The 24,269-nt window shown below is 58.0% G+C and carries 22 protein-coding genes; 3 read left to right on the top strand and 19 right to left on the bottom strand.

All coding sequences use genetic code 11. The annotated features are described in order from the left end of the window. Positions 1–8: 8 nt before the first annotated feature. From QTL94_RS08040 to QTL94_RS08010, 7 genes are all read right to left on the bottom strand, one after another. On the bottom strand, positions 9–1,046 hold the full coding sequence (locus QTL94_RS08040; protein ID WP_065692807.1) for a substrate-binding domain-containing protein: 1,038 nt from the start codon (positions 1,044–1,046) through the stop codon (positions 9–11). 150 nt (positions 1,047–1,196) lie between these two features. Next, positions 1,197–1,742, bottom strand: coding sequence for a dTDP-4-dehydrorhamnose 3,5-epimerase (rfbC, locus tag QTL94_RS08035; protein ID WP_289801173.1), 546 nt, complete (start codon positions 1,740–1,742; stop codon positions 1,197–1,199). Continuing rightward, entirely contained in the window at positions 1,739–2,623 is an 885-nt protein-coding gene (rfbA, locus tag QTL94_RS08030) for a glucose-1-phosphate thymidylyltransferase RfbA (RefSeq protein ID WP_289801172.1), read from the bottom strand. Before rfbA ends, rfbC begins: the two co-directional genes overlap by 4 nt. Beyond that, positions 2,620–3,516: a dTDP-4-dehydrorhamnose reductase gene (gene rfbD, locus QTL94_RS08025; protein ID WP_289801171.1), complete on the bottom strand. Its 897-nt coding sequence runs from the start codon at positions 3,514–3,516 to the stop codon at positions 2,620–2,622. Before rfbD ends, rfbA begins: the two co-directional genes overlap by 4 nt. Beyond that, on the bottom strand, positions 3,513–4,562 hold the full coding sequence (gene rfbB / locus QTL94_RS08020) for a dTDP-glucose 4,6-dehydratase (protein WP_289801170.1): 1,050 nt from the start codon (positions 4,560–4,562) through the stop codon (positions 3,513–3,515). The genes rfbD and rfbB overlap by 4 nt, the downstream gene beginning before the upstream one ends. Before the next feature lie 51 nt (positions 4,563–4,613). Continuing rightward, positions 4,614–6,053 (bottom strand): exopolysaccharide biosynthesis polyprenyl glycosylphosphotransferase, encoded by a 1,440-nt coding sequence (locus tag QTL94_RS08015; RefSeq protein WP_289801169.1) that lies wholly within the window; start codon positions 6,051–6,053, stop codon positions 4,614–4,616. Between the two features lie 1,263 nt (positions 6,054–7,316). Next, positions 7,317–8,378 (bottom strand): glycosyltransferase family 2 protein, encoded by a 1,062-nt coding sequence (locus QTL94_RS08010; protein WP_289801168.1) that lies wholly within the window; start codon positions 8,376–8,378, stop codon positions 7,317–7,319. A gap of 282 nt (positions 8,379–8,660) precedes the next feature. Between QTL94_RS08010 and QTL94_RS08005 the strand changes: the two genes are divergently transcribed. Beyond that, a complete protein-coding gene (locus tag QTL94_RS08005; RefSeq protein WP_289801167.1) occupies positions 8,661–9,920 on the top strand; it encodes a glycosyltransferase in 1,260 nt (419 codons plus the stop codon). On the opposite strand, the gene QTL94_RS08000 is transcribed toward QTL94_RS08005, so the two are convergent. From QTL94_RS08000 to QTL94_RS07975, 6 genes are all read right to left on the bottom strand, one after another. After that, the gene (locus QTL94_RS08000; RefSeq protein ID WP_289801166.1) at positions 9,879–10,883 is read right to left on the bottom strand and encodes a glycosyltransferase family 2 protein; all 1,005 of its coding nucleotides are present in this window, start codon (positions 10,881–10,883) and stop codon (positions 9,879–9,881) included. The genes QTL94_RS08005 and QTL94_RS08000 overlap by 42 nt on opposite strands. Continuing rightward, positions 10,880–11,758 carry an ExeA family protein gene (locus QTL94_RS07995; protein ID WP_065692815.1) on the bottom strand — a complete coding sequence of 293 codons (879 nt, stop codon included), beginning with the start codon at positions 11,756–11,758 and terminating at the stop codon, positions 10,880–10,882. The genes QTL94_RS08000 and QTL94_RS07995 overlap by 4 nt, the downstream gene beginning before the upstream one ends. A 77-nt stretch (positions 11,759–11,835) precedes the next feature. After that, positions 11,836–12,624, bottom strand: coding sequence for a P-loop NTPase family protein (locus QTL94_RS07990; protein ID WP_065692816.1), 789 nt, complete (start codon positions 12,622–12,624; stop codon positions 11,836–11,838). Between the two features lie 42 nt (positions 12,625–12,666). Next, complete coding sequence (locus tag QTL94_RS07985; protein ID WP_289801165.1) at positions 12,667–14,178, bottom strand: GumC family protein; 1,512 nt, start codon at positions 14,176–14,178, stop codon at positions 12,667–12,669. 61 nt (positions 14,179–14,239) lie between these two features. Continuing rightward, positions 14,240–15,484 carry a polysaccharide biosynthesis/export family protein gene (locus QTL94_RS07980; RefSeq protein ID WP_083199551.1) on the bottom strand — a complete coding sequence of 415 codons (1,245 nt, stop codon included), beginning with the start codon at positions 15,482–15,484 and terminating at the stop codon, positions 14,240–14,242. 561 nt (positions 15,485–16,045) lie between these two features. Further along, positions 16,046–16,948, bottom strand: a complete 903-nt coding sequence (locus QTL94_RS07975; protein ID WP_289801164.1) for a DMT family transporter — start codon at positions 16,946–16,948, stop codon at positions 16,046–16,048. Between the two features lie 195 nt (positions 16,949–17,143). Between QTL94_RS07975 and olsE the strand changes: the two genes are divergently transcribed. After that, positions 17,144–18,094, top strand: a complete 951-nt coding sequence (gene olsE, locus QTL94_RS07970) for an ornithine lipid hydroxylase OlsE (RefSeq protein ID WP_289801163.1) — start codon at positions 17,144–17,146, stop codon at positions 18,092–18,094. Positions 18,095–18,140: 46 nt separating this feature from the next. On the opposite strand, the gene QTL94_RS07965 is transcribed toward olsE, so the two are convergent. The 3 genes from QTL94_RS07965 to cbiE form a co-directional block, all read right to left on the bottom strand. Further along, complete coding sequence (locus QTL94_RS07965; protein ID WP_065692821.1) at positions 18,141–18,932, bottom strand: helix-turn-helix transcriptional regulator; 792 nt, start codon at positions 18,930–18,932, stop codon at positions 18,141–18,143. Between the two features lie 479 nt (positions 18,933–19,411). Beyond that, positions 19,412–20,170, bottom strand: coding sequence for a precorrin-4 C(11)-methyltransferase (gene cobM, locus QTL94_RS07960; protein WP_289801162.1), 759 nt, complete (start codon positions 20,168–20,170; stop codon positions 19,412–19,414). A 10-nt stretch (positions 20,171–20,180) separates the two neighbouring features. Then, on the bottom strand, positions 20,181–21,413 hold the full coding sequence (gene cbiE / locus QTL94_RS07955) for a precorrin-6y C5,15-methyltransferase (decarboxylating) subunit CbiE (protein ID WP_289801161.1): 1,233 nt from the start codon (positions 21,411–21,413) through the stop codon (positions 20,181–20,183). On the opposite strand from cbiE, the gene QTL94_RS07950 reads away from it, so the two are divergent. Beyond that, positions 21,412–22,182, top strand: coding sequence for a cobalt-precorrin-6A reductase (locus tag QTL94_RS07950; protein WP_289801160.1), 771 nt, complete (start codon positions 21,412–21,414; stop codon positions 22,180–22,182). The genes cbiE and QTL94_RS07950 overlap by 2 nt on opposite strands. Here the strand turns inward: QTL94_RS07950 and QTL94_RS07945 are convergent. Genes QTL94_RS07945 through QTL94_RS07935 form a run of 3 tightly spaced genes read right to left on the bottom strand, consistent with a single transcriptional unit; the run spans position 22,146 to position 24,267 of the window. Then, positions 22,146–22,910 (bottom strand): precorrin-3B C(17)-methyltransferase, encoded by a 765-nt coding sequence (locus QTL94_RS07945; RefSeq protein ID WP_289801159.1) that lies wholly within the window; start codon positions 22,908–22,910, stop codon positions 22,146–22,148. The genes QTL94_RS07950 and QTL94_RS07945 overlap by 37 nt on opposite strands. Continuing rightward, complete coding sequence (locus tag QTL94_RS07940) at positions 22,907–23,638, bottom strand: precorrin-2 C(20)-methyltransferase (protein ID WP_289801158.1); 732 nt, start codon at positions 23,636–23,638, stop codon at positions 22,907–22,909. Before QTL94_RS07940 ends, QTL94_RS07945 begins: the two co-directional genes overlap by 4 nt. After that, complete coding sequence (locus tag QTL94_RS07935) at positions 23,635–24,267, bottom strand: precorrin-8X methylmutase (protein WP_289801157.1); 633 nt, start codon at positions 24,265–24,267, stop codon at positions 23,635–23,637. The genes QTL94_RS07940 and QTL94_RS07935 overlap by 4 nt, the downstream gene beginning before the upstream one ends. Between the last annotated feature and the right edge of the window lie 2 nt (positions 24,268–24,269).

Below are 24,269 nucleotides of genomic sequence, written 5' to 3'. Positions count from 1 at the left end.
CAGAACTTTCACGCTTTGAGTATGAACGCGTCGCTTTCGCCGGGAACGAGTTCGAGCGGCCAGATGGTATTGCGGGCACTTGCCGGATAGTGCGCGGCATAGGCCGGCATGGTCGCGAGAAGTGTTTCGGCAAGTTCGACCCCGAGATCGGCGAGCGACATGCGAAAGCGGGTCAGACTGGGCTGAAGAAACTTGGCACGCGGTTCCTCACGGAAACCGATGACGGCCACGTCCCGCCCGGGAAAGATCCCTTCCTCCACCATGCGCCGGTAGAAGCCGATGGCCATCAGTTCGTAGATCAGGATGATCGCCGTTGGCCGGTCCTCCAGGCGAAGCATCGTCTCGGCGGCATGATAGCCGCCATTCTCGCTCGATTGAACGCGGATCACTCGAGAGGGGTCGTATTCGATCCCGTGTCGCTCCAGTGCGCGACGGTAGGCATCGACAAAGATATAGCCGAGGTTGATGTCGCTCGACGGAGCGGCGACCGCGATGCGCCTGTGCCCCTTGGAGACAAGCCGATCGACGGCTTTCGTCGCCACGCCCTCGAAGTCCAGGTCGATCCAATTGTAGTCGCCGCCTGACGAACTGCGGCCCAATGCGACGAACGGGATCTGCGCCTTCACCAGTAGGTCGATACGCTTGTCGATCCGCTGCGTCGCCGAAATGATCATCGCATCGACAACCTGCCGCGCAACCATGCGCTTCATGTATTCGTATGGGTCTTCATCATTGGGGCACGGCAGCATGAACAGGTCGAGATTGTGCCGCGAGAGCACGCTTTGCACGCCACCCGTCACACCCAGGAAGAAGTTGTCGCTGTTTTCGACCGTTTCCTTGCTGGATTCCACCATCATGCCGATGGCGTTGGTCGTGCCTTGTCGCAGGCTGCGACCGGATTGGTTGGCCACGTAGCCCAGCTCTTCAGCTGCGGCAAGCACGCGCTTGCGCGTCTCCTCATTGACATCCGGCTTGCCATTCAGCGCGCGCGAAACTGTCCCGATGGAGATATCGAGGTGCTTGGCGAGTTGGCGAATTCCCCTCATCTGCGGCAATCTTCCTCCTCGATTGCAATAGTCTTGTCCCTACTACTTGCCACATCAAAACGTTTCCGGAAAGCGCTTAGCGTGTGTGGCGAGGTCGTTGTGGGTCCAGATGGCAGATCTGCAATCCGGAGGAAGAGGGCCGGAAGGAACTTAGTCGAAAAGATCTGCCGCTTCGAGCGTTGGTGCGACCGCATCCTTTTGTGAAAGAACCGGCGGTGTATCGCTCGGCCAGCGAATGCCAAGGGTCGGGTCGTTCCAGATCAGCGCACGCTCGTGCTCGGGCGAGTAGAAGTCCGTTGTCTTGTAGAGGAATTGTGCCGTATCCGAGAGCACCAGAAAGCCATGCGCGAAGCCCTCGGGGACCCAAAGCTGGCGCTTGTTTTCAGCCGAAAGCAATGCGCTTGCCCACCTGCCGAAGGTGGGTGAGGATTTGCGGAGATCGACAGCGACATCGAAGACCTCGCCTTCAACCACGCGGACCAGTTTCCCTTGTGGCTGCCTGATCTGGTAGTGCAGACCGCGCAGGACGCCCCTGGAGGATCTCGAGTGATTGTCCTGCACGAAGGTAACGTTTCTGCCGACGGCTGCATCGAAGCGCGCCTGATTGAAGCTCTCGAAGAAGAAGCCTCTTTCGTCGCCATGGACGGTAGGCTCCAGGAGCAACACGTCGGCAATATCGAGCGCTGTGACCTTCATCGACTGCCTGCCTCCGCGAGCAGCTGCAGCAGGTATTTGCCATAGCCACTTTTTGCAAGCGGGGTTGCAAGGCGTTCGAGCTGCGCCGCGTCGATCCAGCGGTTGCGGAAGGCAATTTCTTCAGGGCACGAGACCTTGAGGCCCTGCCGGCGCTCAAGCGTGGAGATGAATTGGCCCGCATCGAGAAGGGAATCGTGGGTTCCCGTGTCCAGCCACGCATAGCCGCGGCCCATGATCTCGACAGTCAGGCTCCCATCGTCGAGATAGCAGCGGTTGAGATCAGTGATCTCCAGCTCGCCGCGCGGCGAAGGCCGTAATTGCTTAGCAAACTCTACCGCGCGCTCGTCATAGAAATAGAGCCCTGTTACCGCGTAGTTCGACTTGGGCTTGGTAGGTTTTTCCTCGATGGACAAAACCCGTGCGTCGCCGTTGAACTCAACGACACCATAACGCTCCGGATCCTGCACGTGGTAGGCAAAAACCGTGGCGCCTGTCTCCCGCGCCATGCCGCTCTTCAGGAGTGGCGGAAGATCGTGGCCATAAAAGATGTTGTCACCCAGTACGAGGGCGGATGGCGCGCCGTCGAGAAATTGTTCGCCAATGACGAAAGCCTGTGCCAGGCCGTCCGGCGATGGTTGCGCGGCATAGGAGAAATTGATCCCCCAATCATGACCGCTGCCAAGCAGCTGCTCGAAGCGCGGGATGTCCTGCGGTGTCGAGATAACGAGGATGTCCCTGATGCCCGCCAGCATCAACGTGCTGAGGGGGTAATAGATCATGGGCTTGTCGAAAACAGGGAGCAACTGCTTGCTGATGGCAAGGGTCGCTGGGTGTAGGCGGGTGCCGGAGCCTCCGGCCAGGATGATGCCTTTTCTTGTCACGCTTGGAGTTCCCGTTTTCGCAATTGGTCGAGTATCCGGTCCACATGCAAGGTCCAGTCGGGCAGTGAGATGCCGAGCGCCGAACGCAGTGCGCCCGTATCGAGGCAGGAGTTCTTCGGTCGTGTCGCGGGACGTGGAAATTCCTCGGTCGTAACCGGCTCGATGTCGCCGGGGCCCGCCTTCAGCAGGAAGCCGAGGTCCCCGGCACGCCGGACAACATAACGCGCCAGTTCATACCAGCTTGTCTTTCCGCTGGACGTCAGATGGTAGATCCCGCTTGCCAAATCGCCTTTGGCATGGCCCGCGATGGAAAGCGCCGTTACGTCGGCGATCAGCTCGGCTGCTGTCGGCGCGCCGAACTGGTCGGCAACGACCCGCAGACTCGATCGTTCGGCGGCAAGTCGCAGCATTGTCTTGATGAAATTCGTTCCATCGGCGGAGAAAACCCAGCTCGTGCGAAACACGAGGCGGCGGCAGCCGGATGCCTCGATGGCGGCCTCGCCTGCCCGTTTCGACCGGCCGTAGACGTTCAGCGGATGAGTCTCGTCCGTTTCAACGTAGGGACCGTTTTTTTGGCCATCGAACACATAATCCGTCGAATAGTGAACCAGCAGTGCGCCATGATCGCGGGCGTAATCCGCCATGACCTTGACGGCTGCCTCGTTGACGCGGAATGCGGCGTCAACTTCGGTTTCCGCCAAGTCGACCTGGGTGTAGGCTGCGGCGTTGACAATAACGTCGGGGTTGAGCCGGTCGAGTTGTCCGGCAAGGCTGTCTATGGCCCCGATGTCGACAGAGCCTCGGCCGCAGGCGATCACCTCGCCTAGCGGCTGTAGCGACTGCTGAAGTGCCAAGCCAACCTGTCCGTTCTTCCCGAGAAGCAGCAACCTCATGCGTATTGCTTCTCGATCCAGTGGCGATAATTGCCTGACGTGACATCCTTCACCCAGGCTTGATTTTCGAGATACCACTCGACGGTCTTGCGAATGCCGCTGTCGAATGTTTCGGCGGGGCGCCAGCCGAGCTGTTCCTGGATCTTGCGAGCATCGATGGCGTATCGCCGGTCATGCCCCGGGCGGTCGGTGACGTAGGTAATCTGATGGCTATAGGACGTCCCGTCTGCCTTCGGTCGGCGTTCGTCGAGGATGTCGCAAAGCAAGGTCACGACCTCTAGGTTGGTACGCTCGTTGAGGCCGCCGATATTGTATGTCTGGCCAGGCTCGCCCGCTTCCAGCACGCGCCGAACGGCGTTGCAATGGTCGCGGACATAGAGCCAGTCCCGGATTTGTTGCCCATCGCCATAGATCGGCAAAGGACGCCCTTGAAGCGCGTTATGGATCACCAAGGGGATAAGCTTCTCCGGGAAGTGATAGGGTCCATAATTGTTCGAGCAGTTGGTCGTAAGGACCGGCATCCCGTAGGTGTGGTGATAGGCGCGCACCAGGTGATCGCTTGCCGCCTTGCTGGCCGAATACGGACTGTTGGGTTGGTATGGCGTCTGTTCGTCGAAAGCCGGATCCGCGGGAGAGAGCGTCCCGAAGACCTCGTCGGTGGATATATGCAGGAACCGGAAAGCATTGCCTTTCGGGAGGCTGGACCAATAGGCCCTGGCGGCCTCCAGCAGTCGAAATGTCCCAAGGATGTTCGTTTGAATAAAATCCTCCGGGCCGTGGATCGAACGATCAACATGGCTCTCGGCGGCGAAGTTGATAATGGCCGTGGGGGCATGCCTCGACAGCAGGCCGGCCACCAACGAGGCGTCGGCAATATTGCCGTGAACGAAGGTGTAACGGGGATCGCCCTTGAGCGATGCCAGATTGTGCAGGTTTCCTGCATAGGTCAGGGCATCGAGGTTCAAGACCGGTTCGTCATTATGCGACAGCCAGTCCAGGATGAAGTTCGACCCGATAAAGCCGGCTCCGCCGGTTACAAGTATCATCGCCTACGCACCTTCTCATACCAACGCGAACACAAGGATAACGATGAGTCTTTAGTAAACGTCACTCCGATCTTTCAGCCCAAGTGCCGTTGACAGCACGATCCTGAGGTCGAGCCAGAGCGACCAGTTGTTTATATACCAGATGTCGTGACGCACCCGGTCGGCCATTTTCTCGATGGTCGGGGTTTCACCTCGATGGCCATTGATTTGTGCCCAACCTGTGAGGCCAGGCTTCACGTGCCGGCGCGAAGCGTACTGGGCGATCAGCGCACCGTAAAGATTGTCATGAGCCAATGCATGCGGACGGGGTCCGACGACGGACATGTCTCCCTTCAGCACATTCCAGAACTGCGGCAGCTCGTCGATGCTGGACGAACGAATGAACGCCCCTACTCTGGTTACGCGTGGGTCATTGCGTGTTGCCTGCCGGATATCAGCGGTATCTTCCATGACCGACATGCTGCGGAACTTCACGATGCGGAAGGAACGGCCACTATACCCCTTGCGCGATTGCAGGAAGAAGACCGGTCCGGGGCTGTCCAGCTTGATCGCGATCGCGACGATGAGGCAAATCGGCAGCATCGCCGTCAATGCCGTGACAGAGAAAATGACATCGAAAGCCCGCTTGAGGCCGCGCTCATAGAGGCCCAAAGGGGGTCTGTGCGTCTGAAAACTGCGGCTCTCTCCGACAGCTTGCGGGAAGCCTTCGACGATGTCGCCCACCAAGCCGCCAAACATGACGCTGACAGGAACGCAGAACTGTCTCAGCGCGGAAAGGCATTCTTCCAGGGCCGGAAGGTTGCCATAGTCGCCCCAGACAATGAGGACTTCGTCGACGTCATCAATCCCATGCTTTTCGTAGGCATCGACCAACGCACTGCGTGTCGTCCCGGTCTCACCGATATGCATTGTGTGCTTGATTGATAGTCCACCAATGGCGGATTTCCTGATGATCGGTTCCATGGGCGTTGCATCAGGGCAGATCAGCAAGGCGCGGCGCGTCGGAAATGACGCACGGGCGATCGCCTTTTTGAGATAAGCGGACCACAACAGGCGTGAAGATACGAGGCCGGCGACGGAGAGCAGCGCCGTTGACAGGATCGCGCCACGCGAAATCGTTTCACCTATCTTGAGGAAGAAGACGATTGCCAGCATGAAGATGATAACTGCCGGCAGGACGGTGCAGATCGCGACCATCTGATTGCGGAGGGAGAAAACCTCCGAGGGACGATAGGCGTGCATTCCGCCCATCGCCAATACAAAGACCGTTGCAACGAGAAGGCCTATGCCAACGTATAGCGATGCGTCGGCGTAAGTCCCGAACGCTATTTTCTCGTAGATCGTGTGTCCCGCAGCGCTCGCCGCAAGCAAGATCAGGAAATCAAGCGTTGCCGCAACATAGGTTATTGCAACACTATTGAAGCCGAACCATTTGCGATCGTCTCTGATCGCACGGTAGGCGTTCCAGCTTTGTTCGACCGGCATGGCCATCATAAAAATCCTCAACCCGCCAGTCTAGTTAACATGGGATTAACGTGAGCAACAATTGCCCGAACGTACTCCTTATTAAGTAAATATTAAGTACGCCTCGAATGCATCGACCTTTAACGCGAAGTATAGCCGGAAAGTATTCGCAACAATCGTGGAGCGTGTACCCTATCATCGAGCGTTCCAGGCGGTCCGAGCCGCTGTGCACTCAAACTTTTCCAAAGTGGTACGGCCCTGGCGAGCGTTCGCTGCCGGAGGGGCTACAGCGCGCTATACCTGAATGGTGACGAACGCCGGATGCCTCGAACAGTGCTTGCATACAAGGAGCGGCATAAAGAGCGTCCGGGCGTCCGGGCGTCCGGGCGTCTGACCGGCGGAACGCTAGCGAGTATTCTTCTCGTTTTCGGAGTGATTGCTCACGCCATCAAGCATCTTCTGGTGCGCCCGCGCACTCGCTACGGTCCTCACCAGCAGCACCCAATTCTGGATATGGTCCAGGCTCGACCCTCTTTGCAGCGGCATGAGCAAGGCCATGCAAGCGAAGACGTGCGCGCCAGAGCCGTTTAGGTCAAAACCCGCGACGTGCCCGCGTGGCACACGCTTCCGAAATGTGAAACTTCGCTTCCGATCATTCCGCCACGCCATCGCCTCGACCCCCTGATTTGATGCTACGCCTACGTGATCGAATATTTGCGAGACGCCAGGGCGGATGAGCCGCCTGGCGTCGCTGGGGCGTTCCAATCAATTTCGATAACCAATGCATTTGCGCTGGCCTTGGAACTCTCGGCGTGAACGGCTCGGCTCTGTATCTTTTGTATTTTCATACTGATTACGCCCGTTCCGAAGACCTTGAGATGCGCACAGTTCACCCGACTGGGGAGTGTGCCGCCAGCTTAAACATCCTTATTCGATGGAAACACATAACCAGATGGTGGGTCACGTACGTCTTTGTTTCCGAATTCAAATATGCTAAGCGCAAATATTCGAGTATGCAATAGTCAAAAATAGCATGAAGCAAGGTTGTGTTCGATTGAGTGGCAGAATGCGTAATATAGAATTCAATGCGTCAAAGTCATTTTAGATTAAATCCATTCTTGTGTTTGTTTGTTGTTTTTTCATGTAATTGAAAAGTATTTGGAGCGTTTGTTTCGTGCAATAATGGTGAGGTTTGCATTTGCTATTTTCTGTACGTATTCCAGCGTAAGATGAAGGCTCGATCAAGATCAAACTCTGCCCTTGCCTTGATCGCTTGCCTCCACGCTCCGCTTACTTGTATTCGATAATGGTCTGCAAACGACCAATCAGCATGTTGAGATAGAACTTCGCGATCCCTTGCATTTCCGGGAATTTCGCCAGTCCATCGAACAGCGCGTTTCGCCAGCTCTCCGTCTTCCAGAAGCCATCGCGCAACGCCAACCGCAGAATCTGCAGGGGGTAGAGCGCGAGCATGCTTGGGCTGTCGAAAACGACGATGATCAGCGGCAGGATAGCCGCCCAGAACACCGTTCGTGTCACATCGTGCTTCCAGATCGTAAAAGGCGAATTGCGATGGATAAAGGAGACCTCTGCGAAGGCGTAGCCGCCACGCAATGCACGCCGCCACCATTGACGAAAACTCAGCATGTTGGCGTCGTGGCGGGACATGTCACCGGCAATGCGCCAGATGCTCCACCCTTTTTCGCGTAGCCGGACGCAGAATTCCGGTTCTTCGCCCGCGATCACGGCGTCGGAGTAGCCCTCGGCCTCCCGAAATGCCGATACCCTCATCATGACATCGCCGCCACAACCGTCGACTTCACCCGGCCAGCCGCTCCAGTCGCGATCGCATAAGGCGTTGAAGACCGTTCGATCCGGGAAGCGTTCGCGACGGTCGCCAAAGACGGCTGCGACTTTCTCGTTTTCAACGAGAAACGACCGCGCGCGTTCCAGCCATCCCTCATGGAGTTGGCAGTCGCCGTCGATGAATTGAACAAACTGGACATCGGGCCAACGCGCCGTCAGCGTCGCAAAACCCGTGTTTCGCCCGCGCGCGGCGGTGAAGGGAAGGCTGTTGTCCAGTGCCACCGACACGACGCCGAGGGACGTGGCGTGCTCGAGGCTGCCGTCCTTCGATCCTGAATCGACATAGACGACGCGTGCGGTTTGCGCTTTGACGGAAAGAAGGCAGTCGATAAGCCGCTGACCTTCGTTTCGGCCAATCACAACGATCCCGACGTCGGTGTTCGGGCTGCCCTCGCGCTCTGCCACAAGCTCAAGAGCGGTGGTGTCGTATCCATTCTCGGAGGGCTGCACACCACCAGACAGCGTGCGATCACGACTAGTGCTCATCAGGCCCAACGATGTTGAGTCCTCCCAATGAGGGCGATTGGACTGTTCCGGGCACGCCGTTGGAGTGGCCGTCGTTGATGCTCTTGCAATAGCCCGTCGGTACAACCTAAATTCCTCCAGGGTCAAAGTATAGTTTCAGTATAATATTTATCCCTGTCGACAGTTACACCGCCTTTAGGGTGGTGCAATCTTACCCTTTTTGTATAGATTAGAATTGCCAGACGCGTTTGATATAGGTGCCTGTCTGGATCCTGTATTTGTAGAGTGGCCGGCGAGCAATTCATGAAGATTGCCTATTTCACGAACCAGTATCCCGCTCCGAGCCACACATTCATTCGTCGCGAAATTTCAGCGCTGGAAGAGCGCGGACATACCGTTCGCAGGTATGCCATACGGCCTTATTCTGCCGAACTTCGCGACGCAGATGATCTGGCTGAGTTTCAGACAACTACCCACATCACGCGGTTCGGGGTTGCTCGCGTCCTGCTCGGCTGCATGTCGACCATGGTGCGGCGACCGCTGGGCAGTTGCAGAGCTTTGCGGCTGGCGTTTCGCTTTGCCTCGGCCGCACGTGGTGATGTCGTTCTCCACACGATCTATGCTGTAGAAGCGATGTTGCTTGCGAACTGGTGCCTGAAGGATGAAGTCGAGCACCTTCATGTCCACTTCGGGACGAATCCCGCCACCGTCGCTGCGCTTGCACATGAGATTTGCGGAATTCCTTACAGCATAACGGTGCATGGCCCGGAGGAGTTCGATCGTGCTTCGCTGCTGAGTCTTGGTCTCAAGGCGGGCACAGCCTCGTTTGCCGTGGCGGTCAGTTCGTTCGGTCGTAGCCAACTCATGCGATGGACCGATCCAGCGGACTGGCACAAGCTGCACGTCGTGCGTTGTGGAGTGGACGGTAGCTATCGCTCTGCCCCGGCGTTCGGCGTGTCGTCCGAGAAGCGCCTGGTTTGCGTCGCGCGTCTCGGTGAGCAGAAGGGGCATCTGGTGCTCCTGCAGGCAGCAGCGAAACTTGCCCGCCAAGGCGTGGATTTTGAACTGGTGCTTGCGGGAGATGGGCCGCTCCGTGCCCAGATCGAGGCGGAGATCGAGCGTCTTTCGCTTCAACGGGTCGTGTCGCTCATCGGCAGCGTCTCCCAGGAGCGAGTGATGGCCGAGATCAAGCGCGCACGTGCCATGGTTCTTGCCAGTTTTGCCGAAGGGCTACCGGTGGTGCTGATGGAGAGCATGGCCCTCCGACGCCCGGTCATTTCGACATATATTGCGGGTATCCCTGAATTGGTGACCGCAGATACCGGCTGGCTCGTTCCTGCTGGTGACGCCGACGCGCTTGCCGAGGCAATGCGGGCGGCTCTGTGCGAAAGCGCGGCACACCTTGAGGCGATGGGGGAAAAGGCGCGCCAGCGCGCGCTGGCTCTGCACGACGTTTCCCAGTCGGCCGCCTTGCTGGAGGCATTGATTTTGCGGGGCGCTGGCGCAAAGCACGCCATTGCGTCATTGAGCATTGACGGTAGCGGAGCGACGGAATGCTCCTGACGGACCGATCCCGCGCAGCGCATGTTTGACGAAATCTCGCAGCAGATATGGCGGGTCGAAGTTCGGTTCGCGCTTCACTGCTCTGCGTACACGACCGAGCACGTGTCCCGCGACCCACGAGCAATTCGCTATCGCGGTGTAGAAACTGCCGTGGTTCTTTATGTAATAGCGCTGTCGTGATTCAAACCAGTAGGCGGGAAGACGTTTGGGTCTGCCAGGAGCGCCGAGGCCGGTTGCCTGGCCGACCAGGTGCACCACGCGGCTTTCTGGCATATACCAGCACTCCCAGCCCGCGCGTGTCGCGCGCAGGCAAAGATCCACCTCTTCGTGGTAGAGGAAATAACCTTCGTCCAGACTGCCGACGTCGTCGATAACCCTGTCACGGATGATCATACTGGCACCACAGACCCAATCGGCGAGAGCGGGCGCTTCGGCAAGCTTGGGCACGCCCGCCCATCGACCGAGGAGTTTGGTGAGCAATCCGAACTGTATGCCGGTTTCGAACTCGCCAATCACCGAAGGGAAGCGAAAGACGCAGGCCTGACGGGTGCCGTCAGGGTCTTCGAGCTGGCTTCCGGCGATGCCGCATCGCGGGTGCCTTTCCATGAACTCGACAAGCGATGTGATGCTGCCGGCCCTGGCAATCGTATCAGGGTTCAGGAGATGTACATATTTCGGCTTTCCGTAGCGTTCTGCCAGAAATTCGATGCCGCGGTTGTTCCCATAGGAGAAGCCGCCGTTCACACCGAGTGCGAGAAAATCGACTCTCTCCTGCCAGCCGTTGCTGACAATCGCTGCCGGCAGCTTCACCGCTGAGCCGTCACCGGATGCTCCATCGACTACAACAACACGTGTTCCCTCAGGGAGCATGTTCGGCTGCATCAACGAGGCCACGCTATCGAGCGCCAACTCCGCCGTGCGGTAGTTGACGATGACGATATGGAGGAGGTCCGCACGTTTCATTGTGCCGCATCCTCAAAAAAACGCCGCTCCAGTATCCCCTGATGCATGAAGGGCTTCTCGTCGGGCGCGAAGAGCCCGTGGCGCTTGCGATCTTCCAGAACACGCTTGACGATACTGGAGCTGACACGCTGCTTCATTTTGGCAAAGGCGTAGACGAGGCATCGATCAGCCAGAACATTGATCTGACGCGGGATGCCTTTCGAAGCCTCGTAGATCATGGTTTTCGCTGCCGGCGAAAACAATTGCTCCTGCCCACCTGCGACACGCACACGATGATCGATGTAGGAACGCGCCTCGGATCGCTGTAGCTCGGGCAATTGGAAGTCTGATGAAACGCGTTGCGCAAACTGCCTGAGTTCGGGCAGACGCAACGTTGTCCTCAATTCATCCTGGCCTACGAGGATCAACTGCATCAACATGGATTTGGTGTTGATGTTGGACAGCATCCTCAATTCTTCCAGACGGTCGGGCGCGAGATTCTGCGCCTCGTCGATGATGAGAACAACGCGTCCGCGGCGCTTCACCTCATTCTCGACGAATTCGCAGAAACGCTTGTAGAGCCGCGGATAAGAGGCGTCTTCGAACCCCTGCTCGAACGCCATCAAAATCCACTCGAGCAGGTTGCCGCCAGCGCGCGTGGTGTGCGTAATCATTCCCACGCGGGTCGATTCCGGCATGCTGTTAAGGAAGTGCTGAACCAGCGTTGTTTTTCCCGAGCCCACCGCCCCCGTGATGACTGTGAAACCGGCTTGGTTCACCAAGCCGTATTCCAGCATCGAGAACGCCATGGAATGAGAAGGGCCGAAGTAGAGAAATTTCGGATCAGGCAGAATCGAGAACGGCTTTTCTGCTAGCCCGTAATATTTTTCGTACATTCACGAACTCCATACGCTCAGTGTTTGCTTCGGTCGATGGCTTGGCTCGCCTAGGGCGATTGGCGCTTTTCAGGCGGTCACAATCCATGCGCGCGGCATTTGTTCAGCACCACCTGGATATTGGCCTTTGCGCCCAGATAGGACTTACAAATCTCAAGCTCGGACAATTTGGATTGTCCGACCGACAACAACAACACGACAGCGTCGGCATTCGACGCAAGGGAAGCAGCCTCATCGGCGATCAACATTGGCGGCAGGTCGATGATGGTAACCGACGGACTTAGCGACCGCCGGATCGCATCCATTTGCCGCGAGAACTCGGTAACATCGAGCTTGCTCGGTGCTCTTCCGATGCGGTCTGTGGGGCAGAACACATGAAACTGTATCCCCGCGACATCTGCGAGCGCGAGTTCTTGGGCTACATCCGTGTTCGACGTTGCTGTGGGCAGTCCGAGCATCGTGTGGATGCGGGGAGCTCGCAAGTTTGCATCAACCAGCAATACGCTGGTGCCGCGGACACGGCTGAAGCTCAGAGCCAGATTGATAGCCGCTGTTGTAGTGCCACAGCCCGCAGTGGGCGCAGCAACCGCAATCAGGCTCGACCTGGTATCCTGAGTGATCGTTTGTAGCTGATTGCGCAGGACGTCATAGGATCGGGTCGTTCTATGATTGCTGTCATAAGCAACAACCCGCTTGGACAACAGGTCCCGCGGGGAAAGCTCGACCGTCATATCCTCGTCGATCGCGCCTGGGCCGTCGCGCAGCATCACGCTCCGGTCATTCGGCACTTCTTGAAACGAGGCGCGTGCCACATTGATTGGCGGTACCGACCTCGCTCGCTGCAAAGCTCTGGCAATGATTTCCATGACACTACCTCGTGTTTGGTTCGCTCACGCTTGGGACGTGTGTTACGCAGTCGATTTATTTCCGAAGGAGATGCCCGCGAACATCCTTCTGAAAATTGCGCCCACCTTTGCCGGCAACGATTCGTGCGTGGCGTCAGTGGGTGACCACTCCGGGATCACTACGAGGGTTTGGCCCCTGAGCGCCTCAGCGAGGTCAAAAGTTCCCCGTATGGTCGGGGTCAGAATATCGGAAGCTACCGCCGCAGCCGCGCCAACGGCGAGCGCTAGACCGATGACGACCATCAGAAACAGTTTGCGCGACTGTGTCGGGTACTGAGGTACGACCGGCGTTTCGATAACCTGTATCTGCATTGCGGACTGGTCGTTCTCAAGGCGCTCGCCGATCCTTGCGGTTTCGAGCTTCACCTTCATGTCATCAAGGCTGCGTTGAAGGCTTGCGCGCTCGGTTTCGATCGCACTCACCTGAGCCTCGATATCGGGGCCGCGCCCAATCGCCGTCTTGAGTGTCGTGATCCTTGTCCGCATCTGGTCCCGTTGCTGCAGGAGGGACGTCTGGCGGCTCTTGGCGATCGTGATGCGCTGGGAAATCAGTGCGAGATCCGGCGTCAGATTGGCCGGAACGGCTGTTGCCGCTGCGGTGCTGTCGGCCGTTGTTGCGCTCGCGGCTTGCGCCGTCAGCAGGTCTATTTTTTGGCGAAGAGCCCTGATTTGCGGATGTGAGTCCGAGTAGATCAGCCGCGCTTCATCCATCTGGTTTTGCAGCTGGTCAAGCTGGGCCCTGCGACGTCCGGCATCCGCCGAATTCTCAACGCCGAGGCGCAACTGAGCCTCCAGCAAACTCACGTCTTCATTCTGCGAGGCAATCACCGTTTCGAGCGCCGATAGGTCCCTTTCCTTTTCCTGCAGCTCCGTGTTCAGCTGAGGAATGCGGCTTGGCATCGAGTCCTTGTTTTCTTCGACGAAACGGTCCCGGAATGTTTCCTTCTCGCGCAGCTTTGCTTCGATATCATTTGCCTCGCGTGTCAGAAATTGCGCGGTCTCTGTGGCTCGCGACACCCGAAGGCGCTTTGTTTCGTTCATGAGCATGTCAACGAGCCCCGAAGTCACGGCCGCAGCGACATTCGGGTCTGAGTATTTGAAGCCGACATGGACAATGGAACTGGCCGCGGTCGCGTCCATTCCTTCAGGCGTTACAGCGGTAAACGTAATGCCGAGGCGAACCTGCGACGCTATCACGTCGTTGCTGACAACGCCGCGTAGGGCGGGATAGAGGTCGTAGCGCTGGGCCAGATCGATAAGACTGTCTCTTGCCAGCACGCGCTGTTCGAGCAGCTGCAACCTTTCATTGGTCACTGTCGCTGGTACGAGAGTAGAGGGAATCTGTTGCCCTTCAACGATGAGCAACGCTTCGGCATAGTAGCTTCGCGGTTGGCTGAAGACCAATATCGACCCGATAACCATTATAGCCAGCGACGGAATCAAGAAATAGATTTTCTGACGCCAAAGCAGCTGCAAATAATACTGGATATTCTGGACGATGAAATCTCTATTCACGGCCGCCCCCTTTTGGTGCGCTTACTCTGAAAAAACCGTCGGGTGGTTTGCAGCCCTGCTCTCAACGAACTGCTGATGCATCTGAACTAGCTATGTTGCTGGCAGGTTGCGCTTCGGTATGAAGGCTCAGCTCAGCACCGGTATCCATTGTTTGATACATGACGCGGACCAGATCGCCGGGTTCCAACGGGGTCATTTCGTTGGCCTCGATCTCCTGCGGTTCGCCGTCGACGGTCCGGATGATCGTGAACACGGTCGTCCGCTGGTTGCTTTGCCGTGCCGCAGTCATGCCGTTTTCGTAGACTTGCATGACCTTTTGCGCATCGGCCAGGCTTTCGCGTGTGGCCTGCTGGTCGCGCTCAAGGTCCACGATATCCGAAAGCAGCTTCTCGCGTTGCGTCCGCAGGGCGGTGTCTATCACGGCGATTTCAGTGTTCATCGCTCGCTGTACAGTGGTCATTTCGGAATCGAGCTGGCTTCTGCCGCTCTGCAATTCGGCCAGTTCGTTTTCGCGGTCAAACTGCTGACCCGCCTGAAGGGCACCCTTTTCGACCAGAGCCGCAGTTGCGTCCCGCCGCTGTGTCGCGAAGACGATACGCCGTCCAAGAATGGCCATCTGCTCCTTGATGGAGTCGAGATTGCGAGCGCCCATGGCTTCGGCCTCGTGCCGGGCGGCAGTCTGTGCCGTCAAGCTCTGCCGGTAGGCGTCCAGCAATGTCTGTTCTTGTGCGATGAAACGATTATTCTTGTCGTTTACCTCGACCGTTGCGCCGCCGTTCAATTCGGCCTGGAAGCGTGCGTAGCGGGCCGCTAGCTGCTCCAGCTTGCTCTGAGCGGCTTCGATGGAGCGTTTGACCACGATCGATCGGTCCTGATCCGCGGCGAGCATCTCGCTACGATGAAGACCACCGGCAACGCTCACGCCATGCAGGACGGTCATGCCCTTTCGATAGGGAAACGACCCCGGGGTCGTGACCTCTCCCGCCATGAACACGTTCGGCTGATGCAGCGGATCGGGGCGCAGCATGATCGTGAGGTTCGGGTTCTCCTTGAAGAAGGGGCGCAGCTTTTCGCTGAGCGCTGCCTCGACCTGGGTTACCGTCAAGCCTTCGGCCTTGAGGTGACCTGCCAATGGGAAGGAGACCCAACCATCCGGTTCGACGACGACATTGCGACGAAGGTCGTCTTCTTGAGCCACCCAAACTTCCAGGCTGTCGCCGGGCTGCAGCAGATACTTTTCCTCGCCATGGGCGCTGCCCAGGAGCATGAGGTACAATAGTCCGGCTATGCCATATCTCATTCGCATGCTTCGCTCCAAGAGTTGGATCTTTCTCAAAGCGTCACCCCAATAGGCAACATTTCGCTGCATCTTACTGGCTGCGAGTGGTGGTGAGAATAACGCACAATGGAGTAAGTCTACGGGCTGGAAATTCTGTCTCCTGTGTCATCGGAGACAAAAATTTGACGAACACGTGAAGATAGAAATCGGAGATGCTTGGCATCCGCCGTGGTGTAGGGTGGCACGATTTCAATTCGAAAAGTATAGAATGTCATTTTCAGTGAAAGTATAAATATATACTTTAGAAATTTCCTTGAGTTTATTAAGTGACTGATTGTAAATGAGTGTTTCTAATTTTCTCGCGTAGACAGTTGGTTTTTCCCTTTTGCTAAATCGATATTCTTGTCGGGACAGTCCCAAAATACCCCGCTTAAGCATGTATAGTTAATATGTAATCGAAAGAATATCGAGCACTATGGCCGGGGGAGAGGCCGCACGCTTCAAGGAAGTCAAGCTTCTTTTGGCTGTGTCGAGATCATCCATTTGGATTACGATCTCGAGGGCCTAAAAAACACCCGCGATTGCCGTTCACGCCATGAGGCGTTTTGCGGCGAGGACCTGGCGACGCTCCCACCAGACCAACGCGAGGCTGGATGTGACAATCAGCATGGCGCCGACGATCACGTTCATCGTGGGGATCTCATTCCAGATCATAAAGCCGTAGAGGAACGCCCAGACGAGGCCGCTATATTCCATGGGTGCCAATGTTGAAGCGGGGGCATATCGAAAGCCCTCATAGAGCAGATATTGCCCTGCGGCCGCGATCAAGCCCAGGCTGATCATCAGGATCCAGCCAAACAGGTCAGGCGTCTTCCAAAGCCAGGGCAACGTTGCGCCACAGGCGATAACAAAGAGAAAGCTGGTGGCCATCATCTGGTTCGGGGTGCTTTCCGTGCGGCTGACGATCCGAATAAGCACCGTGCTCAAAGCCCAGCAGAACCCGGCAAACAGAACCATGCCCGCCGGCACCAGGCTGGGGGCTTGGGTCGGATTGGCTGCCAGCAGGACGCCGAGAAACCCGGCGATGCAGGCGAGCCACCGGATCGGCCCCACATTCTCTTTCAAGATCAGGATGGAGAGGAACAGGACCATGACCGGTGCGGAGAAGTACATGGTGGTGATTTCGGCAAGCCCGAGATGTCGTGCGGCGGAGTAAAAGGACATCCATGCCGCAAACATCAGGCCAGCCCGCAGCAATAGCGAATTGCGGTGCGGGCTTTTGAAGATCGATGGATGCCGCAGCCGTCGAACCACAACACCCGCGACGACGGTCACCATGATGCTGCGCATGAAGAGGATCTGCGGAACCGAATAGTCGGCGACAAGCCATTTGACGATTGCGTCCTGGATGGCAAACAACGAGTAGCCGGAACAGGCAAGGCCAATTCCTGCAAGCGGACCTGGTTCGGCATGGGGAGATCGAGTGAGCATTGTGGCCTGCGGCGGGAATAGAAGTAGGTGCCGGGGGACTAGCAAGAAGGCTCGGCCAAGACAATTGCTAGATTTTGGATCGGACGGCCGATCACGATCCCGTTGTCGGCCTCTGCCGAACCACGGTTTGGCTTGTTTCTCGGCGTCAACTGAAGTCTATCATGGCGCAAACCGCAACTTCTCGAGGGGTGGCCGATGCGTGACGAGGAAAGATCGCCTCTGTATAAAACGCTCACCTGGGTTCTTTGGCCGGGGCTTTTCGTCGCGGGCCTCACGGGTGCGGGTTTCGCATTCGAGACCAAAGCGCCACTCTTGTGGTTCAATGTCGTCTACCTCGCCACCGTCGCCGTCATCGCAACGTTCGAACGTTTCATGCCGTATGAGCAGCAGTGGCTCACCCAGGATGGCCAGACATTCAACGATATAGCGCACACGCTGCTCAACAAGGGCGGGGTTCAGATCGTTGCGGCAATCGGGGTTTCAGCCCCCATGGCGGTCGCCACTGTCGTGGAACCGGCAGTACGGACACCGTGGCAGGTCTGGCCCGAAGGTTGGCCACTCATGCTTCAAGTCGCTTTGGGTTTGGTCATCGCGGAGTTCGGTCTCTATGTCGCGCATAGGGCGGCACACGAGATCTTGTCGCTTTGGCGTTTCCACGCCTTGCATCACAGCGTCGAGCGGCTTTGGGTCGTGAATACGGGCCGGTTCCACGTCGTCGACTCGCTTTTCAAGATCGCGCTGAGCCAGGCTCCTCTTTATCTGATCGGAGCGCCCTTGCCGGTATTTCTATGGATCAGCGCGGTGACGGCCTTTATCGGGCTGTTGACCCACTGCAACATCGATGTGCGAACCGGGCCTCTCGATCTGATATTCAGCACCCCTCGCCTGCATCGATGGCATCATTCCAGGGTGCTGGCTGAAGGAAACACCAATTATGGTGAGAACCTGGTTCTGTGGGATCAGGTCTTCGGTACCTACTTCAACCCCGATCGTCGCCCGCCCGCCGATATCGGCATAAGCGGTCGTGTCGCCGAAGGGTTTCTGGCGCAGCTGTTGCAGCCGTTTACGAAAAGAGGGTTTCGCCAGATACTTGGCCGGAAGGCCGTTAGCGAGAAGATTTCGGCGGAGTCAAGTAAATCGACCTAAGGAGCGCTGACCCACAGCGCTCCTAAATCAAGTAAAGATGGTGGAATTACTCGGCTGGGATGTTCCATCTGGAATCGCTCTGGAATATATCGTTCAGCTTGTAAGCAACTTCGGTGCGATTGGTTGCCTTCAGCTTCTTCATGATATTCCGGATGTGAACCTTGACCGTGCTTTCGCGCAGATTGAGTTCATAAGCGATGATCTTGTTTGCCTTGCCTTTGCGGAGGGCCTGAACGACTTCCGCCTGACGCAAGGTAAACATGCGGGCCAGTTCACGAGCTTTCGGGTTGCGATCCATGGGGGCCGGTGCCGAGAAGCTGTTGCTGGCAAGAATGAATGTTCCCCCCGCAATCGCAAGCGCGATCGCTTCTACGCAGACTTCGATACCGACGGACGTCGGAATGAAGCCACGAGCGCCATACTCGAGAACTTTCAACGTCTGGCTGAGGTCGTCGCCATCTGCAAGTATTACGACTGGAGCTGGCGCAAACTCGGCACTAATTGCAGCGATTTCGTCGGACAAAGCGCCATCATTGGCCTTTCGCCCGGCAATATTCAACAAAATGGCACTTACACGCTGCGTATTGTCTTTCCGGCGCTTCCATTCAGCGATCGATCCCACGGCGAACGCTTCCATGCCGAGGCCGTTTCTCGTCAATGTGGTCGCGAGGCACTCGCGTTCCAATGTCCGGCTGTCGATGATGAGCAAGCAGCGCTCCTCATCGAGGGTATCACGGTTATGCGCAAGGTCGCCGACTATCCGGGGCGACATTGCTGTGGCTCTAAGGTTACCAACTGGTTTTCCAGTGCTTTCAAATTCCGAAGGTACGTAATTCATACTAGCCTCATACTCAGTAGTGTTAGAGGTGACCATTCGCAACGAAATGCAATACTCTGTAGGCATCCATTGTTAGTGCGTAACTAAGTAGTTTCTTCGTCTTGCATCAGCGGTAAAAATTGAGACGTTTGGTTTCTACTTGATTTAGAACCTACATACATAGGTACTAATAATCAATATAAAATATTTTTGTAAATATAAAGAAAAACTGCTCAGTATATAAAAATATACCAGCCAAGTCCGAAATGGGAAATTTATTTGCACTTGATTCGGAAAATGGCAGAAATGTGGGGCCCCTTCCGCAATATGGCGAAATAATGTTCCTTAACGATAATGCGAATCAGTTGAGTTTCAGTCGATTTTACTGCTTTGAGCCGTATTATTTTGGGAAGATGCGTCAAGGGTTGTATTTACAGCGAACACCTCAAAAGAACAGGCGTATGGCAAAACTGCTGTACCAATGTGGACGTAGTCACACTCTATTCTTTGCCCCTGAAGCGGCGCTGGTAGACGGGATCGTAAAGCGAGCTCTCGCGGAAATCATGGGCATGCAGCGATCGCCCGACGAAGATGATGGCTGTTCGCTCGACCGGCTCGGCGGCCACCTTTGCCTCGATATCGGCAAGCGTGCCGCGCAGGATCCGTTCGTCCGGCCATGATGCCTTCACAACGATCGCGACGGGGCAGTCGGCGCCGTAGAGCGGCGTCAGTTCACCGACGACCTGGTTCAAGGCGTGGATCGCCAGATGGATCGCGAGCGTTGAGCCCGTCGCGCCGAACTTTGTCAGGGTCTCGTCGTTGGGCATCGGCGATGCGCGACCGGAGACCCGTGTCAGAACAAGGCTCTGAGCAACGGCCGGAATGGTGAGTTCGCGTCCGAGCGCCGAGGCGGCGGCAGCGAAGGCCGGAACGCCTGGTGTCATCGTATAGTCGATCCCAAGCCGTTCGAGCCGGCGGATCTGCTCGGCAACCGCGCTCCAGACGGCAAGATCGCCCGAATGCAGTCTTGCGACATCTTCGCCGGCGTTTGCGGCGCGAAGATATTCCGCCTCGATTTCATCGAGAGACATTGGCGCCGTGTCGATGATGCGGGCACCGGGCGGGCAATATTGAAGCAGTTCCGGTGACACGATCGAGCCTGCGTAGAGACAGACCGGGCATCTCGCGATCAGCTCGCGTCCGCGTACGGTAATCAGGTCTGCGGCGCCCGGCCCCGCGCCGATGAAATGAACGGTCATCTCTATACCTTTAATTCTTTGTCCAGCGCCATTGCGTGACCGGCATTGCCGGTCGCCAGCCGGTCATGCCGCCAATCGGGGCCGCCCGGCTGATCTCAATGCGTGTCAGCGTTCCGCCGAGCTCAGCCTGAGTGGCAATGAGCTTTGCTTCCATTTCGAGAGTAACGGCGTTTGCAACAATCCGCCCTCCATTCCTTAAGGCGCCGATCGCCGCATTCAGCACGCCGGCTTCGCTGCCGCCACCGCCGACGAAGATGACGTCCGGAGTGGCGAGGTGCTCAAGCGCTGCGGGCGCACATCCCTCCACGACGGCGAGGCCGGGCACGCCAAAAGCCGCCGCGTTGCGTGCGATGCGTTGCGCGCGTTCTTCTGACTGCTCGACCGCGATCGCGCGGAGGGAGGGATCGCAAAGCATCCACTCAATGCCGATCGAGCCGGATCCGGCGCCGATGTCCCAGAGCAGTTCTCCGTGGCGTGGCGCCAATGCGGACAGCGTGACGGCACGGATCTCCTGTTTGGTGATCTGCCCGTCATGTTCGAACAATGTGTCGTCCAGCCCGGGGGAAAAGGCCAAGGTTCGGGCTCCACCCGCCGCCACGACGTCGATGGCACAGACATTCAGGGGGTCGATGTCTGCAAGATCGAAGTGATCAGCTTTGCAACGGCGAAACTGTTCGCGTGTGCCGCCAAGGGTCTCCAGGACGCAAAGCTCGGATTGCCCGAAACCCGAGGCGGACAGGAGATCGGCAAGCTGGCGGGGTGTGTCGGCATCAGACGTCAGTGCGATGATCCGCCGGCCATTGTGAAGATGCGGCCGGATCAGATCGATCGGGCGGCCATGCAGCGATATCGTCGTGGCGTCCTGGAGTGGCCAACCGAGGCGCGAAGCGGCAAGGCTGAAGGAGGACGGGGCGGGAATGGTGTGCATCTCATCGGCATTCACATGCCGGGAGAGGGTCGCGCCGACACCATAAAGGAACGGGTCTCCCGATGCGAGGACGACGACAGGAGAGCCGCGACGGGCGACAATCGCGGCGATGGATCGATCGAAGGGGCTTTCCCACGTCAGGCATTCTCCGATCGCGATCGGTGCGACCAGCGCATGGTGCCGTCTGCCGCCGAAGACAACGGGTGCGGTGACGATCAGACGTTTTGCCTCGTCTCCGAGGCCGTCTGGACCATCCTCACCGATGCCGATAATAGTCAGCCAGCGTTTGTTGGAGGCGGAAGAGATATCAGCCATGGGCAAGATCCGCATTCTGATGCTTGGCGGGACGACGGAGGCGCGGTCTCTCGCGCATGCCTTGTCTGCCGACAACCTCTATGACGTCCTGCTTTCGCTGGCCGGACGTACGGAAAAGCCCTCCGCGCAGCCCGTGCCAGCGAGAACCGGTGGGTTTGGCGGTCGGCAAGGCCTTGCTGCTTTTCTGCGTGACGGGGGCTTCGATCTGTTGATCGACGCGACGCATCCCTTCGCGGCGAGGATTTCGCAGAATGCTCATGACGCTGCGGTCGATGTCGGCATACCGGCGTTCGTGCTGCGCCGGGAGCAATGGACGGCTGAGCCGGGTGACCACTGGAAGCATGTTGCCAACATTCCGGAGGCGATAGCGGCGCTCGGCACCTCGCCGCGGCGCGTGTTTCTGGCGATCGGACGACAGGAAGCCCATTTTGCGCTGGCCGCCCCGCAGCATTTCTATCTCATTCGCAGCGTCGATCCCGTAGAGCCGCCTCTGATGCTGCCGAACGCAGTGTGCATTCTCGATCGCGGTCCGTTCGAGATCGAACGCGAAATCGCGCTGCTTGCCCAGCATGACATCGATGTCGTGATCGCAAAGAACAGCGGCGGTTCCGCGACCTATGCGAAGATTGCCGCCGCCAGGCGCCTTGGTCTCGAGGTGGTGATGGTCATGCGCGCGCCAGCGCCGGCCATGCAGACGGTCGCAACGGTCGAGGAGGCGCTGGCGGCAATCGCTCACCTGTTTCCCCCTGCGATGAAGCGCGGCGTGTAAACGAGATCAGACTGGCCTTGCCTGGCAATAATTTTCGTTTCGGCTGACCCGATGATGACGCATGTCGCCATGTCAGCAATGGTCGCGTCTGCCTCGCCGAGTTGCTGTACGGTCATGCGCTCGTCGGGCCGTCCGGCCGCTCGCCCGAAAATAACCGGCGTCGTTGGTGGCAAATGCCGACGCAGCAATTCGAACGCCTTGCCCAATTGCCAGGGCCTTGCCTTGCTGATCGGATTATAGAGCGCGATCACGAAACCGGCGGATGCTGCCGCCTGCAGGCGCGCTTCTATTATGTCCCAAGGTTTCAGATTGTCCGATAGCGATATGGCACAAAAGTCATGGCCGAGCGGCGCGCCGATGCGCGCGGCAACGGCAAGCATGGCTGTGATACCCGGCAGCACGACGAGGTCGATATCGCGCCATTCGTCTGGTCCATTGTCGATTGCCTCGCACACCGCCGCGGCCATGGCAAATACGCCTGGGTCGCCGCCGGAAACGACACACACGATTGATCCGGCTGATGCCGCCTTCAGCGCCGCCGTTGCCCGGCCAAGTTCCTCCCTGTTATCGGAGGCTTGGCGCCGCTGGTCTTCCCGCAGGTTGAGCCGGTCGAGATAAGGTCCGTAGCCAAAGAAATCCGTGGCCTGTGATACCGCGGCGAGCGCCTGTGGGGTCATCTGATCCGGATTGCCGGGACCGGTCCCGATCACGAAGAGCTTGCCTGTCATCGGTTGCTCTCCCAACCCGGCACAAGCACCAGTGAGAAATAGGGAGCGTCGCCATCGGGCCGATCGGCGAGCTTGACCATGGCGGCATTCGCCATGGTGCCGCGCTCGACGTAGACCGCTTCGGAGAGGCGTCCGGAGGCCGCGAGCGCCCGGCGGATTTTTGGAAGGTTGCGGCCGACTTTCATGATCACGGCCGCTTGCGTATCGACCAGTCTGCGCTGCAGTTCCGCTTCCGCCATGGTGCCGGGAAGGACGGACAGGACATCGTCTCCCTGAACGATCGGAATGCCGGCCACCGACCAACATCCGGACATTGCAGTGATCCCGGGGATGACTTGGGTCGGATAACGATCGGCGAGCCTCACATGCAGGTGCATATAGGAGCCGTAGAACAGCGGGTCGCCTTCGCTTAGAACCGCGACGGTTCGGCCGGCATCCAGGTGGCCCGCGACGATCGCTGCCGACTGGTCGTAGAAGGCGGTTATCTGGCTGCGATACGCTGCCTCATTCTTGTCGATCTCGGTGGTAACAGGATAATAGAGCGGTAGCAGCGTGGTATCGCTGGTGAGCAGATGCTCGACGATCGCCTTTCCGTTTCCTGCCCGGCCCTGCTTGGCGAAATAAGCAACCACGTCGGCGGTTTCGATCGTCTTGACCGCCTTGACCGTCAGGAGTTCGGGGTCACCGGGGCCGGTGCCAACTCCGATCAGCTTGCCGCTGCCACTCATAGGCCCGGCCTCGCCAATGCATTCACCGCCGCTGCGGTCATGGCGCTGCCACCGAGGCGGCCGCGGACGATCGCGAAGGGTACGCCATAGGAGTTTTCCGCCAGCGCGTCCTTGGATTCGGCGGCGCCGACGAAGCCCACCGGCATGCCGATGATGGCGGCGGGCTTCGGTGCACCGTCACGCAACAGTTCGAGCAGATGGAAGAGTGCCGTCGGCGCATTGCCGATCGCAACGACGCTGCCGGCAAGACGATCCAGCCACAGGTGGAGCGCCGCTGCCGAGCGTGTGTTGCCGGTTTGCTTGGCAAGTTCCGCCGTGCGGGGATCATGGAGTGTACAGATCACGTCGTTCTTCGCCGGCAGGCGGGTGCGCGTCACCCCGTGGGAGACCATCTCCGCGTCGCAGAAAATCGGAGCGCCCGCATGCAGCGCCGAACGGGCGGCGCTGACGAAGTGCGAGGCAAAGACGAAATGTTCGGCCGCCTCTACCAATCCACAGGCATGGATCATGCGAACTGCGACATCGGCTTCCTCCGAGGAAAACCGGGACAGGTCGGCCTCGCTGCGGATGATCGCAAAGGACCGTTCATAAATCGCGTCGCCGCTGTGGATGTAGTCGTATTCTGGCATTC

The sequence above is a fragment of the Rhizobium sp. S96 genome (assembly GCF_030382195.1).
GTDB lineage: Bacteria > Pseudomonadota > Alphaproteobacteria > Rhizobiales > Rhizobiaceae > Rhizobium.
This window is presented reverse-complemented; position numbering and strand designations above follow the sequence as displayed.

Bases quoted from the DNA above. Each gene is read 5' to 3' on its own strand.
- QTL94_RS08040 (WP_065692807.1), bottom strand. From the start codon at position 1,046: ATGAGGGGAATTCGCCAACTCGCCAAGCACCTCGATATCTCCATCGGG.
- rfbC (WP_289801173.1), bottom strand. From the start codon at position 1,742: ATGAAGGTCACAGCGCTCGATATTGCCGACGTGTTGCTCCTGGAGCCT.
- rfbD (WP_289801171.1), bottom strand. From the start codon at position 3,516: ATGAGGTTGCTGCTTCTCGGGAAGAACGGACAGGTTGGCTTGGCACTT.
- rfbB (WP_289801170.1), bottom strand. From the start codon at position 4,562: ATGATACTTGTAACCGGCGGAGCCGGCTTTATCGGGTCGAACTTCATC.
- QTL94_RS08015 (WP_289801169.1), bottom strand. From the start codon at position 6,053: ATGGCCATGCCGGTCGAACAAAGCTGGAACGCCTACCGTGCGATCAGA.
- QTL94_RS08010 (WP_289801168.1), bottom strand. From the start codon at position 8,378: ATGAGCACTAGTCGTGATCGCACGCTGTCTGGTGGTGTGCAGCCCTCC.
- QTL94_RS08005 (WP_289801167.1), top strand. From the start codon at position 8,661: ATGAAGATTGCCTATTTCACGAACCAGTATCCCGCTCCGAGCCACACA.
- QTL94_RS08000 (WP_289801166.1), bottom strand. From the start codon at position 10,883: ATGAAACGTGCGGACCTCCTCCATATCGTCATCGTCAACTACCGCACG.
- QTL94_RS07995 (WP_065692815.1), bottom strand. From the start codon at position 11,758: ATGTACGAAAAATATTACGGGCTAGCAGAAAAGCCGTTCTCGATTCTG.
- QTL94_RS07990 (WP_065692816.1), bottom strand. From the start codon at position 12,624: ATGGAAATCATTGCCAGAGCTTTGCAGCGAGCGAGGTCGGTACCGCCA.
- QTL94_RS07980 (WP_083199551.1), bottom strand. From the start codon at position 15,484: ATGCGAATGAGATATGGCATAGCCGGACTATTGTACCTCATGCTCCTG.
- QTL94_RS07975 (WP_289801164.1), bottom strand. From the start codon at position 16,948: ATGCTCACTCGATCTCCCCATGCCGAACCAGGTCCGCTTGCAGGAATT.
- olsE (WP_289801163.1), top strand. From the start codon at position 17,144: ATGCGTGACGAGGAAAGATCGCCTCTGTATAAAACGCTCACCTGGGTT.
- QTL94_RS07965 (WP_065692821.1), bottom strand. From the start codon at position 18,932: ATGAATTACGTACCTTCGGAATTTGAAAGCACTGGAAAACCAGTTGGT.
- cobM (WP_289801162.1), bottom strand. From the start codon at position 20,170: ATGACCGTTCATTTCATCGGCGCGGGGCCGGGCGCCGCAGACCTGATT.
- QTL94_RS07950 (WP_289801160.1), top strand. From the start codon at position 21,412: ATGGGCAAGATCCGCATTCTGATGCTTGGCGGGACGACGGAGGCGCGG.
- cbiE (WP_289801161.1), bottom strand. From the start codon at position 21,413: ATGGCTGATATCTCTTCCGCCTCCAACAAACGCTGGCTGACTATTATC.
- QTL94_RS07945 (WP_289801159.1), bottom strand. From the start codon at position 22,910: ATGACAGGCAAGCTCTTCGTGATCGGGACCGGTCCCGGCAATCCGGAT.
- QTL94_RS07940 (WP_289801158.1), bottom strand. From the start codon at position 23,638: ATGAGTGGCAGCGGCAAGCTGATCGGAGTTGGCACCGGCCCCGGTGAC.
- QTL94_RS07935 (WP_289801157.1), bottom strand. From the start codon at position 24,267: ATGCCAGAATACGACTACATCCACAGCGGCGACGCGATTTATGAACGG.